This window comes from uncultured Campylobacter sp. (genome assembly GCF_938045775.1).
Lineage (GTDB): Bacteria > Campylobacterota > Campylobacteria > Campylobacterales > Campylobacteraceae > Campylobacter_B.
Genome location: NZ_CALIBH010000075.1, coordinates 1 through 17,681, shown reverse-complemented (window position 1 = coordinate 17,681; position 17,681 = coordinate 1). Strand labels below are relative to the sequence as shown.

8 protein-coding genes and 2 pseudogenes are annotated in these 17,681 nt (G+C 47.0%); 6 read left to right on the top strand and 4 right to left on the bottom strand.

Annotation, left to right across the window (positions count from 1 at the left end; genetic code table 11):
* The 5 genes and pseudogenes from Q0238_RS02820 to Q0238_RS02800 form a co-directional block, all read left to right on the top strand.
* Window positions 1–1,459, top strand: a 1,459-nt coding sequence (locus tag Q0238_RS02820; RefSeq protein WP_297942740.1) for a penicillin-binding transpeptidase domain-containing protein, incomplete at its 5' end; no start/stop codon positions are given.
* Between the two features lie 47 nt (window positions 1,460–1,506).
* Window positions 1,507–6,675: an alpha-2-macroglobulin family protein gene (locus Q0238_RS02815; protein WP_297942737.1), complete on the top strand. Its 5,169-nt coding sequence runs from the start codon at window positions 1,507–1,509 to the stop codon at window positions 6,673–6,675.
* Window positions 6,676–6,946: 271 nt separating this feature from the next.
* Window positions 6,947–8,497, top strand: a pseudogene (locus tag Q0238_RS02810) (flavocytochrome c).
* A gap of 418 nt (window positions 8,498–8,915) precedes the next feature.
* A pseudogene (locus Q0238_RS02805) lies at window positions 8,916–10,459 on the top strand (flavocytochrome c).
* Window positions 10,460–10,607: 148 nt separating this feature from the next.
* A complete protein-coding gene (locus Q0238_RS02800; RefSeq protein ID WP_297942735.1) occupies window positions 10,608–11,369 on the top strand; it encodes an EFR1 family ferrodoxin in 762 nt (253 codons plus the stop codon).
* An 865-nt stretch (window positions 11,370–12,234) separates the two neighbouring features.
* On the opposite strand, the gene Q0238_RS02795 is transcribed toward Q0238_RS02800, so the two are convergent.
* The 4 genes from Q0238_RS02795 to Q0238_RS02780 form a co-directional block, all read right to left on the bottom strand.
* Window positions 12,235–13,956 (bottom strand): HAMP domain-containing sensor histidine kinase, encoded by a 1,722-nt coding sequence (locus tag Q0238_RS02795; RefSeq protein ID WP_297942733.1) that lies wholly within the window; start codon window positions 13,954–13,956, stop codon window positions 12,235–12,237.
* A complete protein-coding gene (locus tag Q0238_RS02790; RefSeq protein WP_297942731.1) occupies window positions 13,940–14,602 on the bottom strand; it encodes a response regulator transcription factor in 663 nt (220 codons plus the stop codon). Before Q0238_RS02790 ends, Q0238_RS02795 begins: the two co-directional genes overlap by 17 nt.
* Window positions 14,603–14,732: 130 nt before the next feature.
* On the bottom strand, window positions 14,733–15,362 hold the full coding sequence (locus Q0238_RS02785; RefSeq protein WP_297942729.1) for a hypothetical protein: 630 nt from the start codon (window positions 15,360–15,362) through the stop codon (window positions 14,733–14,735).
* Between the two features lie 13 nt (window positions 15,363–15,375).
* On the bottom strand, window positions 15,376–15,879 hold the full coding sequence (locus Q0238_RS02780) for a PepSY domain-containing protein (RefSeq protein ID WP_297942727.1): 504 nt from the start codon (window positions 15,877–15,879) through the stop codon (window positions 15,376–15,378).
* 206 nt (window positions 15,880–16,085) lie between these two features.
* Here Q0238_RS02780 and Q0238_RS02775 point away from each other — a divergent pair.
* Window positions 16,086–17,681 (top strand): phosphoethanolamine--lipid A transferase (locus tag Q0238_RS02775; RefSeq protein WP_297942725.1); only part of this gene is annotated, 1,596 nt, incomplete at its 3' end.

Sequence of the window (17,681 nt, the reverse complement as noted above, 5' to 3'; positions counted from 1 at the left end):
GGGCGCGGTTAGTGCTACGGACGCGCTAAGTCTTAGCCTAAATATCCCTGCGGTGAAGCTAAATTTGATGCTTGGTGACGACGGGCTGTATGAGATGCTATCAAACGTGCATCTGGCGGAGTTTAGCAAGGATTATTACGGCGCAGGTATCGCGCTTGGCAGTATTTCGATGAGCCTAATGGATCTTGCTCACCTTTACAGCGCGTTTGCAAACGGCGGTAAGCTGCGAAAGCTCGAAATAGCGGGCGCAAAGATCGGCGACGATGCTAAAATTTTAACCCCACAGAGCGCCTACGTCGTAACGCAGATGTTAAGAAACGCGCCGCGCTCCTACCTCGGCTCGGTGTGGCAAAATACCCTAAACGCGCCGCCGTTGATGTTTAAAACGGGCACGAGCGCCGATGCGCGCGATCTCTACACGGTCGCACTCACGCCTAAATTTACCCTCGGCGTCTGGCTGGGAAATTTCGACGGCTCCAAGACTAGGGATCTTAGCGGCGGCGTGAGTGCGGCAAAAGTGGCGTTTAATATGTTTGCCTTCCTCGATAAATCGGGCATGCTGGGCGAGGTGGAGTTTGCGCGTCCCGTGGGCGTGAGCTTTCGGCGAGTATGCACCGACGCGTACCGCGAAAAGGAGTGCGCTCAAAGCGCCGAGGATCTTACGATCGATGGAGTTGAGCCCAACGAGGAGTGCGAAATTTACGGCACGAGCGAGCTTTTTTATCTGCTAAAACACGGACTGGTCGATCCGCAAAAGGTGCGCGTAGGAAGGTGTGCGGCTAAATTCGCCGCCGTAAAGCCCGTGCTAAACGACATCAACGCTAAAACCTACGAGACCGGCGCGAACGGCACGCTGCGGCTAAAGGTGCAGTGCACGGCGGTTTTCGGCGAGCGGGTATATATCAGGCTAAGCGGCGGTTCGCGAGAGTTTATAGCGTTAAATTCCATCGCGTTTACAGGGGAGAATTCCGCGGATTTGGATTTCGAGCATTCTAGCACGGCGCAGCAAGATAATTTAAAGCAAAATTTTGCAGAACAGAATTCTACAGCACAAAATTCCATGCGACAAAATTTAGCGCCGCAGAATGTAAAATCACAAAATCTTACGAAGCAAAATTCTGCGGGATTGAATTTTATAGCTGAAAATCCAGCCACACGAAATTTGGCGTCGCAAAATTCTATCTTGCAAAATTCTACAGAGCAAAATTCGGAGGCTCAAGATTTCACAGCGAAAAATTTCACAGATCAAAATTCCTCGCAGCAAAATTTCACGGCACGCGATTTCACCACGCAAAGCCTAGCGCCTGCAAATTCTAAAGTTAAAACGGGAGAATATTTTGCGCGCACTAACGGCGAGGCTTTTACGCTTAACCTCGGCGCAGGGGATTTTGAGCTTGGCTGCTTGGACGAAAATGCAAATTTCGCTAAAGCAAATTTTAGAGTAAATGAAAGAAAATAAAAGGTTAATTTGTATATAATTTCGTAAAATTTTTGCAAAGGAATTTTATGAAGACAAAACTACTAAGCGCAGCGCTATTTTGCGCTTTGGCTAGCTTTGCCGCGGGCGTAGAGATCAAATACGCTAGCGGGGCTTACGAGATTAGCGGGGTGGACGGCAGTGGATTTAGTGTCACGCAAAAGCAGATCTTAAAATGCACTCCCAAAATCACGGGCACCTACGAAAGCGTGAGCGAGAGCTCAATCAGGCTCTATCCTAAGCCGATGCTTAGCGCCGGGGTTAATTATTCGTGCGAGGCGCGCGGGGTGCGCTTTGAGTTCGAGACAGAGCCTTTCAGCACCGAGCATATCGCGCTTCTGCGTCCGGGGTTAGTGGCAATTAAATTTAACGATGCGGTTAGCAAGGACGCGCTACAGCAAGCGACTAGAATTTATCGCGCGCAGAATTTAGCCCAAAACGATATATCCTATGAGCTTAGCTCGCACGATGATCGGAATTTTTTATTCAGCTTCGATCCTAAGGCGCAAAACGTCGTATTGCAAATAGAATCCCTCACCTCAAAAGCGGGCGCAAAGCTGCAAAATCCGGTGGAGCTGCGCACGGACGAGGAGCCTTTTAACGACAGCATTAACGCTTCAAATTTAAGTGGCGTGCAGATCCGCCCTGCGGCTCTAAAAGACGGCTCACTCGCAGCTAGAGTGTGTTTTCCTAACTATATGGACGAGCTGTCCGCCAAATACATAAGAATCGCAGGCGTGAGTAAATTTAGCCTCACTCAGCCGCGATATTATTATTACGACGAAGATGAAGAGGGCGGCGAAAGCGACGATCCTTCATGCTACTACTATGCAGATATAGTAAGCGACGAGTTTATGCCGAATAAAAGCTACGAGATTAGGCTGCTAAAGGGCTTCGGAGATAGCTCATATATCTTGCGTGACGAGATCAAGCAAAGCGTAAAAATGGGCGACAGGCTGCCTTTCGTAGCCTTTAGCGACGAGAAAAATTTTATCCCAAAATCCGCTTCGTTAGCTTTTAAAAGCTCAAACGTAAATGAGGTCAAAATTTCGATTGCCAAAGTCCCTGAGCAAAATTTTAGGTATTTTTTAAACTTTGAAAGCAACGAAGATAGTGTAGGTGGGCTAGCTAGCGAGATCGCGGTTAAGAGCTTTGATATAGGAGGCGCTAAAAACGCCGTTGCGGAGCATAAAATCGCGATGGATTTTAAGGGCTACGAGGATGGAATTTATAAAATCACGGCGTTTTACAAAGTGGGCGAAAAGATGCAAGAGGTTTCGCGCGTAGCCTATCTTAGTGACATTACGGCTCAAGTGGTGCTGCTTGAGCGCGGCGCGCTAATTTATACTTCTAGGCTTAGTAATGGCGAGGAGCTAAGCAGAGCAAAGGTTAAAATTTACAGTGATAAAAACGAGCTAATTGCAGAGGATAAAACGGACGGAGATGGAATTTTAAGATTAGAAAATATGGAAATTCTAGCCAAAAATCCGCGCTCTATCGAGATTAGTAAAGGCGATGAGCATGCGTTCGTGCTGTTTAATAACGCCGTAGCAAGCGTAGAGAAAACGATTACTGCAAAGCGTCCGTTCGTTTATCTCGCAAGCGAGCTGATAAGCCCGAATGAGCGGCTTTTAGGTACGATCGTGATGAAAAATCGCGATTTTAGCTCTTTAAAAGATACGCCGATTAAATTTAAAATTTACGATCCTAGCGGCACTGTGGTCATCACGCGCGCGCAAAACACCGATGAGTTCGGCAGCGTTAAAATAGACGAGCTGATGGGCGAGAAAAGCGGCACTTACCGCCTAGATCTCATCTATGAGGACAAAATCATCGCTTCTAAAAGCTTCAGCGTAGAAAATTTCGTCCCAAACCGCATTAAAAATGAAATTCTCACTGCTAAAGACGAATATGGCGCGGATGAGATCATAACTTTAAAGCTAAGCTCAAACTATCTTGCTGGCGCGCCGGCTGGAGATTTGAAAGGCTCGCTGGAAGCAAACGCCTATGAAAAAGAGCTAAAAATTAAAGGCTACGAGGGCTTTTCGTTTCTAAACGATCGCTTAAAGAAAAAGGGCGCTACGCAGCTTCGCAGGGCAGAATTTACGCTAAGCCCCGCCGGCAAAAAGGAGCTTGCACTCTCGCCGGCAGCAGCTGATCTTAATGTCTCTAACGCCATAAATATTCTACTAAATTTCAGCGTAACCGAGGAGGGTAAAAACGTAAGTGCTTATCGCAACCTAAGCTATCTGCCTTATGATCGTATCGTAGGAATTCGCGCGAGCAAGGATTTCATATCAAGCGGCGATAGCGTAAAATTCGGCTTTGTGCTGCTAGATTCCAAAACCAAAACCGACGTCAAAGGCAAGATCGACGTTGAAATTTACCGAGACGATTTTACTTACGTTTATGACGGCAACAGATACGTCGAGCAAGAAAGCTTTAATCTCGTAAGCGCCGTTAGCACCGATGCGCGCGAGTTTGAGTACAAATTCCAAAACGGTGGCAATTATCTAATCGTCGCAAACGATTACTCAAGCGGCGCGAGTGCTGGCGTGCGCGTGGATGTAAGCGGCTGGGGATATTATGGACGGGTAAATGCTAAAGACGTGCAAAGCGCTAAAATCAAACTCGCAAGCGACAAGGTTAAAGCCGGAGATAAAATTAAAGGCGTCATCAATTCGCCGGTAGAAAGCGGCGTGCTAAATATCTCGCTCGTAGGCGAGCAGGTTTACGACTATAAAATTCTATCCATAAAAGGCGGTAGCGCGGAATTTGAGCTTAGTGTGCCAGAGAATTTCGTCGGCGGACACATCAACGCTGTAATCGCGCGCGCCGCGACACCCGCTGCGATGCCGCTTAGAGCCTATGCAAACGTGCCGGTGGCGCTAGATGCGAGCTCGCACAAGGCTAACGTGCAAATCCTAGCCGAGAAAAGCTACAAAAATGGGCAAAACGCGCAGATCAGCGTAAAAAGCGAGCCAAATTCCAAAGTCATACTCTACGCGGTCGATCTTGGAATTTTAGATATCGTCTCACAAGAGGAGCTTGATGCATTTAAGGCGTTTGACGTTAGCGCGTATTTTGCGCTGCGGTACTTTGACATTTACGATGATCTTAGCGTGTATCAAACTACTGCTAAAGAGCTAAGCTTCGGCGGCGACGGCGTGATGGCGAAAGCTAAACGGAATTTAAGCCCGGTCGAAAACAAAAAGCAGAAAAAATTTATCAAAATGCTGATCGCAAAAGCAGACGCAAACGGCGAGGCGAAATTTGAGCTTGCGATGCCGAAAAATTTTAACTCCACGATCCGACTAAGCGCCATGGCTATCGGAGAGGCGGCTACGATCGGCTCGGCAAACGTCGAAGCTAAGGTTCGAGACGACGTGATCATAAAACCGGCAGATCTAACCTACATGGTGCGCGGCGATGAAATTTCCGTGCCGCTAACGCTCATCAACACCACCGATAAGGAGCAAAAGGCGGTCTTGAAAATCAGCTCATCTCCTTCGGTTGCTATAAGCGGCGGCGAGGCAAATTTCACGCTCAAACCGCTTGAGGTCAAGCATACGAACTTCACCGCGAGCGCGCTTGATATTGCGGATGCGAACATTAAATTTGATCTTGACGCAAACGGGCAGAAATTTAGCAACGATGTAGAATTTGACATAATCAGCCAGTTCCCGCGCTCGAAGCTATTTCACGTAAGCTACGGCGATAAGCCGGTAGCTCTCAAAATCGATCCGAGCTATAAAGAAATTTATACTCACATCAGCGCTACGCCTAACGCTTTTAGCCTAGCAGACGAGCTATATCTCTATCCTTACGGCTGCACCGAACAGCTTGCTTCAGGAATGATAGCGGTTGATTATGTCGCACGCAAAGACTCCAATAAAACCTTAACCAACCGCGTAAACGAGTATGCAAGTAGAATTTTATCTCGCCTCAAACCTAGCGGCGATTTCGGCTACTGGAGTGCTCACGGCGTTACTAATTACTACGCTTCGATTTACGCAAGCGACGTTTTACTAGAGCTTGACGCGCGCTATAAATTCCTTAGCAATAAGCAAAGATCGCTAATTTTTAGCGCGCTAAAATCAAGCTACAAAGATCAGGATACGCTCCGCATATACGCGGATTTCGTGCTAGATCAATACGGCAAACTCAATGATGATGAGATAAATTTCGTTTATGACAACGATCTTTATAAAGACTCGCCGATGGCTAGTATCGCCTTGGCTGCGATACTTAAAAAGCACAATATGACGACTGAGTTTGAATTTATGCTCGAAAAAATAGATGAGGCGAATTACGATTACGCTGATAACGGAGCAGGTTTAACATTTGCTAGCGACATAAGAGATGCTGCCTTTAAGCTCTACGCATTTGGCAAGGCTGGCATCAAAGATGATAGCACGGCTCGCACGGTCGATGCGATCATTCGCGATCTAAAAAATATAAACAACACGCAGGAGCGAGCAAGCGTAATACGCGGATTTGATGCATATTTTAAGGACTCGAAAAAAGAAGCCCATTTTGCATTAAAATACGACGGCGAGGCGAAAAATTTCAATTCACCGTTAGATACCAAACTCGCGGTTAAAGACGGCGCGATAGAATTTACGCCGATGAGCGGCAATGGCGAGCTATTTTTTACCGCTCTTGGCTTTGGATATGAAAGCGCGCCTTTAAAGCATGAGGCTTTGAGCATACAGAGTCTAAACGCCCATTCTATGGATAGCAAGAGGATTGAAATTTACCGCGAATTCATAGACGCTCGCGGCAACATAGTCGATCTAAATAGGCTTAAAGTAGGGCAGAAAATTTACTCTAAGATCAGCTGGCGAGCGAATTATTATCTGTATAATTTCGTAATCGACGAGGCGATGCCTAGCTGCTTTGAAGCGGTCAATGAGCGTCTGGGCTCGGCTGCGCAGGCTAGAGTCGAGGGCATGCAAGACAGCGTGGCACTAGAACACACGGAGTATCTGTATGACCGAGTGCTTCGCTTCCCAAAAAGCGGCTATTTCTATTATGATCCGCGAGACGGAGAGAATAGCAGCGGCGTCATCTATACGCCAATAAACGTGATTATGGCAGGCTCGTGCGCGCTTCCTGCGATCTCTATCGAGGATATGCAATACGAGCAGGTAAATAACTACGATCTGCAAACGCTTAAATTTAAAGTCGCTCGCTAAGGTGTAGCGGCTTTAAAGCTCGGCGCGGATTTGCATTTATTGCGATTTTCGCGCCGAGTGCACTTTTGCGTTCGATAGTATTTTGCAAACGAGCATCTGATAAAATTTTAAAATTTCAATCCCGCCCGTCCGCCGAATTTCAAAATTTTATATCAACGCCTATATTTCATAGCTTTTTACTATCTATTTATAACGTTATTCTATTTGACTTACCTTTAAATTCGAGTTATCATTTCTTTTAAATATACACTTTCAATTAAAGGAGTTGCAAATGCAAGACGTATCAAGACGTAGTTTTTTAAAGATTAGCGCAGTGGGTGCAGGGGCACTTGCGCTGGGATCTAGCAGTGCGACTGCGGCACAAAACGCTAAGGACGTAAAATTTGACGAGGAATACGACATCGTCATCATCGGCACCGGTTTTGCGGGACTTGCTGCAGCGATTAAAGCTAGCGGGTGCGGTAAAAAGGTGCTTATCTTAGAAAAGATGGGTCGCGCGGGCGGAAATTCCGTCATCAACGGCGGAAATATGGCCGCTCCTATGAATAAATTTCAAGTTGCGCAGGGCATCAAAGACAGTAAGGAGCTTTTTATCGCCGATGCCGTAAAAGACGGACTCGGGCTCAATCATACCGATCTTTTGGGCGTGATGTTTGATCGTAGCAACGATGCGGTGGATCTTTTGGTGGGCTGCGGGGCGGAATTTAGCGACAAGCTGATCTTTGAGAGCGGCCACAGCGTCGCAAGAAGCTTGCAATCGACCAACGGCTCGGGTTCGGGCTACATCCAGCCGATGATGGGCAAACTTCAAAACGATCCTAATGTCACGATCAAAACTCGCACGAAATTTGACGATTTCATCGTGGATGACAGCGGACGCGTCGTGGGCGTAGAAGCGCGCGAGGAGTATAAATTTGATCCGAAGCTCTTTAGCGACGATCTGGAAAATAAAAGCGGCGAGAAAAAGAGCTATAAAGCTAAAGACGGCGTTTTGCTAGCCTCGGGCGGATACGGACGCGATCTATGATACCGCCAGATCCAAGATCCTCGCGTAGTGCCTAGCATAGACAGCACCAACCATCCGGGAAGCTCGGCGGGAGCGATGCTAGCGGCAAATAGAATCGGCGCATTTACCCTTCTTACGTCATGGATTCAGTTCCTTCCGTATTGCTTGCCCGATGAAAAGGGCTTCGGCGCTGCGGTAAATTTTACCAACCACTGCTGCAGCACCTACGGCCTTACCGTCGATCCAAAGATGGGCAAGCGCTTTATGGACGAGCACGCAGGGCGCAAGATCAAGGCGGACGCCTGCTTTAAGGTTATCGGCGAGAGCGAGAAAAACGACAACTATCCGGTAAACGTCTGCGACTCTCAAGCCGTCGCCGCGCGAAACCCGGTCTATACTTCAAGACCGCTGGAAGCTGGCGTCGTGAAGAAATTTGACACGTTAGAGGAGCTTGCGAAGGCTTACAACCTGCCGCTGGAGCCGTTTTTAAAGACCGTCGCGGACTATAACTCTTACGTCAAAGCGGGCAAAGACCCCGAATTCGGCAAAGTGGTCGATAAACTAGACGGCATCGACGTTTCCAAACCGCCGTTTTACGCAAGCCGCACGATGCCGAAGGTGCACCACACGATGGGAGGGCTCGAGATCAACACCAAAGCTCAGGTCATCTCGAGCCTTACTCACGAGTCGATCCCCGGTCTTTGGGCTGCGGGCGAAGTAACCGGCGGCGTGCACGGCGCGAGCAGGCTCGGAACCTACGCAATCCTTGATTGTATGGTTTTCGGAATGATCGCGGGCGAAACAATCGGGGCTTAAATTTAGCGCCCGCGAAATTTCGGCGCGAAGTAGCTATGCGTGCTTTGCGCCGAAACACTATGTACGTCTTTAAAATTTTTGAGACAAAGCTGCAAAGCGTGCCGTAGAATTTCAAAGCATTTAAAATTTAAAGCGCTTAAAATTCTGCCGCGCGTCTTTTAAATTTGAATACCGCGCACTTTAAAATTTTATAGCAGCGGCAAAATTTCGCACAGGCGGCGAGCAAATCCGTACGCCGTAAATTTTAAAATTTATGCCTAGACTTCGGCTAGCGGAGCGGAATTTATTCGCTTTAAATTTGCGCTTTTAAAATTTCTTTTCTAAATTTTTAAAATTCTATCACTAAGTCTTTATGTTAAATTTTAAATTTCGCTACGTGGGTGTATAATCTATAAAATTTCAACGCAAGGAGCAAAAAATGCAAGAAATTTCAAGACGAAATTTTATGAAAATCGGCGCAGCGGGAGCTCTGGCTCTGGCTGCAAGCAGTGCTAGCGCAACGCAAAACGCCAAAGACGTAAAATTTGACGAAGAATATGACGTTGTTGTTATCGGTAGCGGTTTTGCAGGCTCGATGGCGACACTTCAGCTCTTAAGCGCGGCAAAAAGGTGCTTATGATCGAAAAGATGGGCCGTGCGGGCGGCAATTCCGTCATTAACGCCGGCAATATGGCGGTACCAAATAACGAATTCCAAAAAGCCGCGGGTATCACGGATAGTAAGGAGGCTTTCATCGCAGATTGCCTAAAAGACGGGCTAAATTTAAATCACGTAGATTTGCTAGGCGTCATCTACGACCGCGCAGGCGATGCTTTTGAATACCTAAAAAGCATCGGAGTGGAGTTTTCGGGTAAGGTGATATCTGCTAGCGGACACTCGCTAAAGCGCGCCGTACAGGCCAAAAATGCTAGCGGCTCGGGCTACATCCAGCCGATGCATAAGGCAATTGAGGAAAATGCAAATGCCGTAATCAAGAAGCGTACTAAATTTGATGATTTTATCGTGGATGACAGCGGCCGTGTCGTAGGCGTAAAGTGTCGCGAAGAATATAAGTTCGATCCGCAGCTTGCTAGCGATGATAGGGAGAACAAAAGTGGCGAAGTAAGATTTTTTAAAGCCAAAGATGGCGTCATTTTGGCTGCGGGCGGATACAGTTCGGATAAGTGGTTTCGCGCGCAGCAGGTGCCGTATCTAAAAGACAATATCGAAACCGTAAGCCAACCAGGTGCTACCGCAGGTGCGCTTATCGCGGCGATGAAGCTAGGTGCGAATCCTTTGCAACTCAGCTGGATTCAACTAAATCCTTATACCAATCCTAGCGAGAAGGGATTTGGTACTTCTGCGCTATTTTCAAATCACTGCGCTAACGACTATGGTCTAACTGTCGATCCAAAGACGGGCAAACGCTTTATGAACGAGCACGCCGGGCGCAAGATCAAAACCGAAGCGATCTTTAAATGCATGGCGGAGAGCAAAAATAACGACAACTATCCCGTAAATATCTGCGATCAAGCCGCAGTTGATGCAAATAATCCGGTCTATACATCAAAAGGTGTAGAAGCAGGCTCAATTAAAAAATTTAATACCTTGGAAGAGCTTGCAAAATTTTATAAAATTCCGCTGGAGCCGTTTTTAAAAACCATCGCGGATTTTAACGGCTATGTCAAAGCAGGAAGTGACCCGGAGTTTGGCAAGCCTTTGACAAAAGCCGACGTAGGCGGTATCGACGTATCAAAAGCTCCATTTTATGCATGCCAAACAAGCCCGAAAATTCTTTACTGCATGGGTGGCGTGCAGATCAATACCAAAGCCCAGGTTATCGACGCAGCTAGCGGCGAGCCGATCGCAGGGCTATATGCAGCGGGCGAAATCACCGGTGGCGTTCACGGCGCAAGTAGGCTCGGTACTATGAGCATGGCTGATTGTATGGTTTTTGGCATGGTGGCGGCAGAAAATATCTGAATTGATTTTGCTTTTTTAGGGCGCGACGGCATATTTAAATTTCGCCGTCACGTCTAAATTTTAAAATTTTATGCAAAAGAAACGTAAAATTCTATTCGTTCGGTAAGGGTTAAATTTCACCGAAATTCGTATAGTCTGGGAGACGGGCATGATAGCGATCTATTTTAGCGCCACGGGCAACACGAAGCATTGCGCGAGTAGGCTCATCGCTCATCTTGGCGGCGTCTGCGTCTCGATCGAGAGCGAGGCTTGCAATGAGCTTTTAAAGCACCACAATGACGTTATCTTGGCATATCCCGTCTATTTTAGCGACCTGCCGCGTATCGTGCGCGACTTCCTCTACCGAAACGGCGCGAGCTTTAGCGGCAAAAACGTATTCATCCTCGCTACGATGGAGATTTTCAGCGGCGACGGGGCAGGGTGCGCGGCTAGAGTTTTAAAGCGATTCGGCGCAAACATAACGGGCGGCGCTCATATCAAAATGCCCGCGTTCATCCTCGACGTGGCGATTTTTGGCTACTCGCAAGCGAAAAACGAGCGCATAATCAAAGAGGCGGACGCTAAAGTCAGACGCGTTGCGGAGGCGCTTAGCGCAAATCGTCCGCCGCAAGAGGGGCTGGGCGCGCTCTGTCGTATCGCAGGGTTTTTAGGACAGCGACTTTGGATGAAAATTTGGGATAAAAGCCCCTTTGCCAAGCGCAAACCTAGCCTTGATCCATCGCGATGCATCGGCTGCGGGGCTTGCGTCAAACCCTGCCCGATGCGAAACATAAAGCTCGCTTGCAAAAAGGCGCAATTCGGCGATGAGTGCACGCTTTGCTACAGGTGCGTAAATATATGCGAGCGCAGAGCGATTACGATCCTAGGCAGGGCAAAAAATTTAGAAAAGTCCGTCGCCGCAGACTTATGAGGACGAGCTCATACCTCGCAAGTTCGCAATCAAATACATGAAAACGGACGAGGAAATTTTACTTTTTGACAGCGCTTCGCACGGCTAGAGCGCGATGTTTTGCGACGAATATGGCGCAAAAAAGTAACTCGCCGCGAGCTCGTAAAATTTAACCTACCGCCGTGCAAGACCCACGTAAAATTTGGCTACAGCAATCACTACGACAAAAGAATACGAGACCGACGAGCGCGGTAGGGTCATACTAATAAACGGTGGGGCTGCCTCATAGGGCGAGGTAAGGCAAACGGTTTTGATTGTATCGCCGTAAGCTACGAGGACGAAGCGGGCAAAAATACAAAATTTCGCTTATGTAGGCGACCTTAAATCTCAGTCCGTCTTTTTTGCTCCGTATTTAAATTTTACTCGGCCGCTAGATGCTCCTAAATTTAAATTCTCTATAGCCGAATGTGGCGTCTTAGAATTTTAGCAAAGGTTTATCCTGTAATACTGCGTCGTGAAATTTCAGCGAAGGCTTATTTTGCCGCATATCTCAAAATTCTTAAATTACCCGCGCCGGCCTACTTAAGCTCTAAAGCGCTTGCCTTATCACTTCGCCCAAGGGCAAAATGCTGCGCCTTGCCTTATTAATTTGCCGCGGAATTTCTCGGTAAAACTAAATTTTAAAATTTGACCCATTTAAATTTAAAAAGCGCACGACTATCGCAAAAATCATCCGATATTATTGGCGACGCCGGCCTAATTTTAAAATTACACCATCGCCCCTATATACGGCTATGGTCGTTAAATTTTAAGCAACGATAGGCGATAAAATTTTAAGAATTTCGCCGCCCAGCATTTCTTTATGCCACCAAGCCCACAAAACCGCCTAAACCTTCTTAAAATTTACGCTAAATTTGCTTCCGCGTCCTACTTTGCTACGTAGTGAAATTTGCGCGCCATGGATTTTTGCGATTTGTGAGGCGATGGCTAGCCCGAGCCCCGCGCCACTATTTTGCTCGCGATTTCTGGAGCGCTCTATTTGATAGAGCTTGTCCCAAATTTTATTTTGCAAAGCGGGCTCGATGCCCTCTCCATCGTCGCTTATGCTAAGTTCGCACGCGTCTGCACTGACGCAAAGCTCTAAAACGACGCTGCTGCGCGTAAATTTTAAAGCATTGCTTAAAAAATTATTAATCAGCCTGATCAAAAGCAGCTCATCGCCGTTTACGCGCACGTCCTCGGCTATCTGTGAGCTAAAGCTTAGCCCTTTTTGTGCGCACAAAAGTTGAAAGTCTTGCGCGCACTCGCTTGCGATTCTGCTTAAGCTTACGGGTGCCAAACGCGCGCCGCGCTGCAAGCGGGCAAGCTCTAAAATTTGCTCTATTAGCGCCGAAATTTTACGCGCTTGATTATTGATGACCGCGAAACTTTCCTTCGCCTCGCTCGCGTCTTGCTCGTAGGCTAGGGCGTAGTCGCTTTGAGCTAGTATGACGGCAGCGGGCGTACGCAGCTCATGCGAAAGGTCGGCGCTTAGCTGCCGCTCGCGCTCAAACGCGCTTTGCAGTGATGCTAGCATTTCATTAAACGTAGCTGCGAGCGCGCTTAGCTCATCCTTGCCTCGCGGTAGTTCTATTCGCCGCGTAAAATCGCCGCTAGCTCCGATCTCGCTAGCTGTACGCGACATAGTGCGCACGGGCTTAAACGCTCTTTTTATTATTGCGTAGCCGCCGTAGATGACGAGCACCACAAATAGCGGCGATAGGATAAGGGCGATCAGCATCACGCGCTTCATCGCAAGCTCAAACTCGCTAACTGCGATGACGCCGCGTATCCATACGCTGCGCCCCTTGATCTGCGCGTCGTAATAGAAAAACTCGTCGTCATCAAGCTCCACCTCGCGCGCGCCTTGAGGCGAGAGCGGCAACGCAGGATCGAAGCTTTTAGGCACAAACCCCGCTATCACGCCGCCTTGTCCGTCATGCTCGTAGAAAAATACACCGTCATCAAAGCTTTTTAGCTTGTCATCGCGCGCGGCTTTTTGCACTAAGCGGGCAAGCTTTTTTTGGCTGACGGAGCTTCCTGATACTTCGTCTAAAATATAGCCGCAAATGCCGATAATAGCGCCTGCAAGCACCAAAATAAATACGCTGTAATAAAGCGTCACGCGTAGGCTGATAGGTAGCGCGCGCGAGATAAAATTCTCTTTAGCAGTTGAGAATGCAAGGACTAAGGCTTGAGTAAAATTTCTTATCGAGATTTTAGACGCGAAATTTTGTTCTTGACTTTGCGCGAGAACGCTATTAGAATTTTGCGCTAGATCAGGCGTTGCGCTTGTAGCAGCAAAATTCGGCGCGGAATTTGATGCCAGATTTTGCGTGGAATTCCGTTTAAAATTTGACGCCTGGCTTTGAGTAGAATTTAGAGCCCGGTTTAATTCAATATTTTGCGTGGGATTTTTCTTGCGGCTTTTCTTTAAACACGCAAAATTATGCGTAAAATTCTGTTTAAAATTTCGCACGAATTTTAATATGAAAAGCGCCGTAGCGGCAAAAATCTGCTTCGCAATCGCCGAAATTTTAATCCAAATCTTGCTATTTTGCCACGACATAGCCAAGCCCTCGCTTCGTTTCTATTATATCGCCGTGCTCGCCTAGCTTTTTGCGGATATTTTTGATTAAAACATCGATAACATTTGAGCTTGTTTCGTCGCTAAAATCCCAAATGCTCTCGCCGATTTGTTCTCGGCTTAAAATCGCACCGTGATTTAGCATCAAAAGCTCTAAAATTCTATATTCCTTACCCGTTAGCTCCACTACCTCACCCGCGCAGACGACTGATTTTTTACTTAGATTTAGGCGCACTTGCCTTATGATAATTTCGTTATCCGCAGTAGCGTTTTTACGCCTAATAATTGCGCGAAGCCGCGCCAAAAGCTCACGAAAATCAAAGGGCTTAACCATATAATCGTCTGCGCCCAGATCAAGCCCTGCGATGATATCTTCTTTGGCGTCCCGCGCAGTTAAAAATAAAACCGGCGTGCCCAGTCCGCGTGCCCGCGCCGCCTTCAAAAACTCAAAGCCGTCCATCACGGGCATCATCGCATCAAGCACGATAGCGTCATATTTCGCGACATCCAAAAACTCTAGCGCTTCCTTGCCGCAAAAGGCGCAATCTACGCTGTAGCCGTCCTTTTTCAGACATTTTGCGATGATTTGATTTAGATCTTTTTCATCCTCGACAAGTAAAATTCTCAAAGTGCTCCTTTAAAATTTTGCTAATTCTAATCCGCCATTTTAGCCAAAAACGTATAAATTTTGCGGCGCCTTGGATGTGTAAACCTGCTCGCTTTATGCACCGCTAAATTTCAGTAGCATTGGGGCCGCGCTAATTCGCAGATGCCTTTTGTCTAACTCTAATCTCGCTTGCCTTTTTATCCGCTACGCTTCCTAACCGCCCTAAAAAATTTAGCGCGCCTGCTGCGATATTTAGCGCAAAAAGCCCAAATCCTACGCAGCCAAGTTTAAAATTTTGCTTAGCGATTTCGCGTTTGCAGCGGCTGCAAAGCACCGGCTTGCAAGAATTACAAACCTCCGCGCAGCTTGCTGCGCTGGCAGAATCTCGCGCGCTTGCGAAATTACTTGTATCTGAAAAATTTTGCATATCGGCGAAATTTTGCTCGCTAGCGAAATTTTGTGCACTTGATAAGTCTTGCGTCTGCGAAGAATTCCGCTTGCCCTCACAATCTTTCGCATCCGCAGAATTCTTTTGATTTTCGCAACATTCCACGTTAGAAAAATCTTTAGAATTTTGCTCGCAGGACGCGAGATTCCGCTCGCTTGTTTCGCTTGCTAAATTTGCCGAAAAATCCTGCGCATTTTCATCTAAATTTTTAGCCGCGTCTGCATTTTGGGCGCCATAGTCAGCGTTTTCGTTTAAGCTGAAATCTCTAGTGTCCAAAGCCTCGTTAGTTCGGGCGGAGTTGTCCACTCCGCTCTTTAAGCTTTGATTTTTCATCTCACGCCTTTGCTTATTTTTGACGCTGCAAGATCTGCTCGCCCGTAGCGGCGTCGATTAGCACCTCTTTTTTGCTCATGCCTTGGCGTAGTTTGACTTCGTATGCAGGCTTACCGCCGTTGCTTTCTAAGTCAACCTTGCGAAAATCCCAGCCGACATTTGCGCTAAGTGCTTTGGCCCGAGCGTCTGCGGCACTGATTTTGACCTGCGAATAATCAATTTTACTAGGCTTTAGCTTCTTTTGCGTTTGAGTCTTTAAAATTTCGCCGCTTTGAGCGTCGATTTTGATCTCGCTTTCGCTACCTTCTTTATACGATTCGATCTCATAGATGAGCCTTCCGTGCTCATTGTCGATTTCTACGCTTTTTATAGTCGCGTCACCAAAGTTTTGCTGCGCGATCCCTATCGCTTGATCGAATGAAACTTTAGCGTCTTTTTCGCTAAAACTTCCTGCGTTTAATGCACCCGCAAGAGCGAACGCAGCGGCGAGCGCGCCTAAAGCTTTAAGATTTTTCATCTTTAATCCTTTTGATTTTATTTCCAAATTTATTTTGGATGGCGCAATTTTAAAATTCCAAGATGAAGCTAAGATGAATGCGCGCGGAATTTTAAAATTTCACAAAAATTTTGCTGCGATTTGTGAGATGCGAAGCGCGGAATTTCCGAGCATTTACCAAAACGCCGTAAAATTCCAACCTGAAATTTTATCTCAAGGAACGCTTCGTGCCTAGCATTTTTAAAAATCCGTCGCAGCAAAGGCTAATTTTGCTAAGCTCGCTTGCTTTTGTGGCATTTTTTAACTTCTCGTTTTTTAAAAATATCATAAATGTCTACGGAATTTCGGGGCTAAATTTTATCTATCTTGTCTGCGACATGGCAGCTTTGATCGCTTTTTTGACGCTATTTTTTACGATTTTTAGCTCGCGTTATACGACCAAGCCGATTTTGATGATCTGCTTTTTTATTTCGTCGTTTACGGCGTATTTTATGGATAGCTATAACGTTGTAATCGATTCAGAGATGATCCGTAACGCAGTCCAGACGAACTTTGCCGAGTCAGCGGATCTTTTTAGCCCGAGACTAGCGATTTACGTGCTGGTGCTGGGCGTCTTGCCCTGCGTGCTGATTGCTCGCGCGCGCGTTAGCTACCGTCCGCTTAAATTTGAAATTTTGGCTAAGCTCAAAACAGCGGGCATTTGCATAATAATCATTGCGGCGCTGCTTTTTGGATTTAGCAAATACTACGCGTCGTTTTTCAGAGAGCATAAAATTTTACGCAGCTACGCAAATCCCGGATATTGGATCTACAGCGGCGTTAAATTTATCGCAAAATCCAAAAAGCAAGGCTCGCAGCCTCTGATGCAAATCGCTACGGACGCGCATATCGATGAAAATTCCACAAGCTCAAAAAAGCTCGTCGTCGTAGTCGTGGGCGAAGCGGCGAGAGCGGATAGATTTTCGCTAAACGGCTACGAGCGAGATACTAATCCGCTACTAGCCAAAGAGCAGGGCGTCGTAAGCCTAAGTAATACCCATTCTTGCGGCACTTCGACGGCGCAAAGCGTGCCGTGCATGTTTTCGCTGCTAAATCGCGAGGAATTTAGCGTCGAAAAGGCTAACGAAGAGCAAAACGTACTGGACGTGCTAAATCGCACCAACGACGTAGCGATTTTATGGCGCGATAATAATTCCGATTCCAAGGGCGTGGCGTTGCGCGTGAAATATCAGGATTTTAAAATTCCGCAAAATAATCCGATCTGCGACGTAGAGTGCAGGGATGAGGGGATGCTTGCAGAGCTTGATAAATTTGTCGCCGAAAACGCGGGCAAAGATGTGTTAATTGTACTGCATCAGATGGGCAATCACGGGCCTGCGTATTTTAAGCGCTATAAGAAAGAATTTGAAAAATTTAGCCCCGTTTGCCGCGATAACGAGCTTGAAAACTGCTCGCAGCAAGAAATTTCAAATGCCTACGATAACGCGATTTTATACACGGATTATTTTTTAAGCAAGGTTATAGATTTTTTAAAGCCGTATTCTAAGACGCACGAAACGGCGATGATCTATATGAGCGATCACGGCGAGAGCCTCGGCGAGGGCGGCGTTTATCTGCACGGCATGCCCTATCTTTTCGCTCCCGAGGCGCAAAAGCATATCGGCGCCATCGTTTGGCTAGGTGAGGGAAAAATGCGCGAAAGATACGATCTGAGCGTACTTAAATCGCATAAGGATGACGCTTTTTCGCACGATAATCTTTTTCACACGCTGCTTGGAATTTTTGAAGTAGATACCAAGGTGTATAACAAGGATTTGGATATT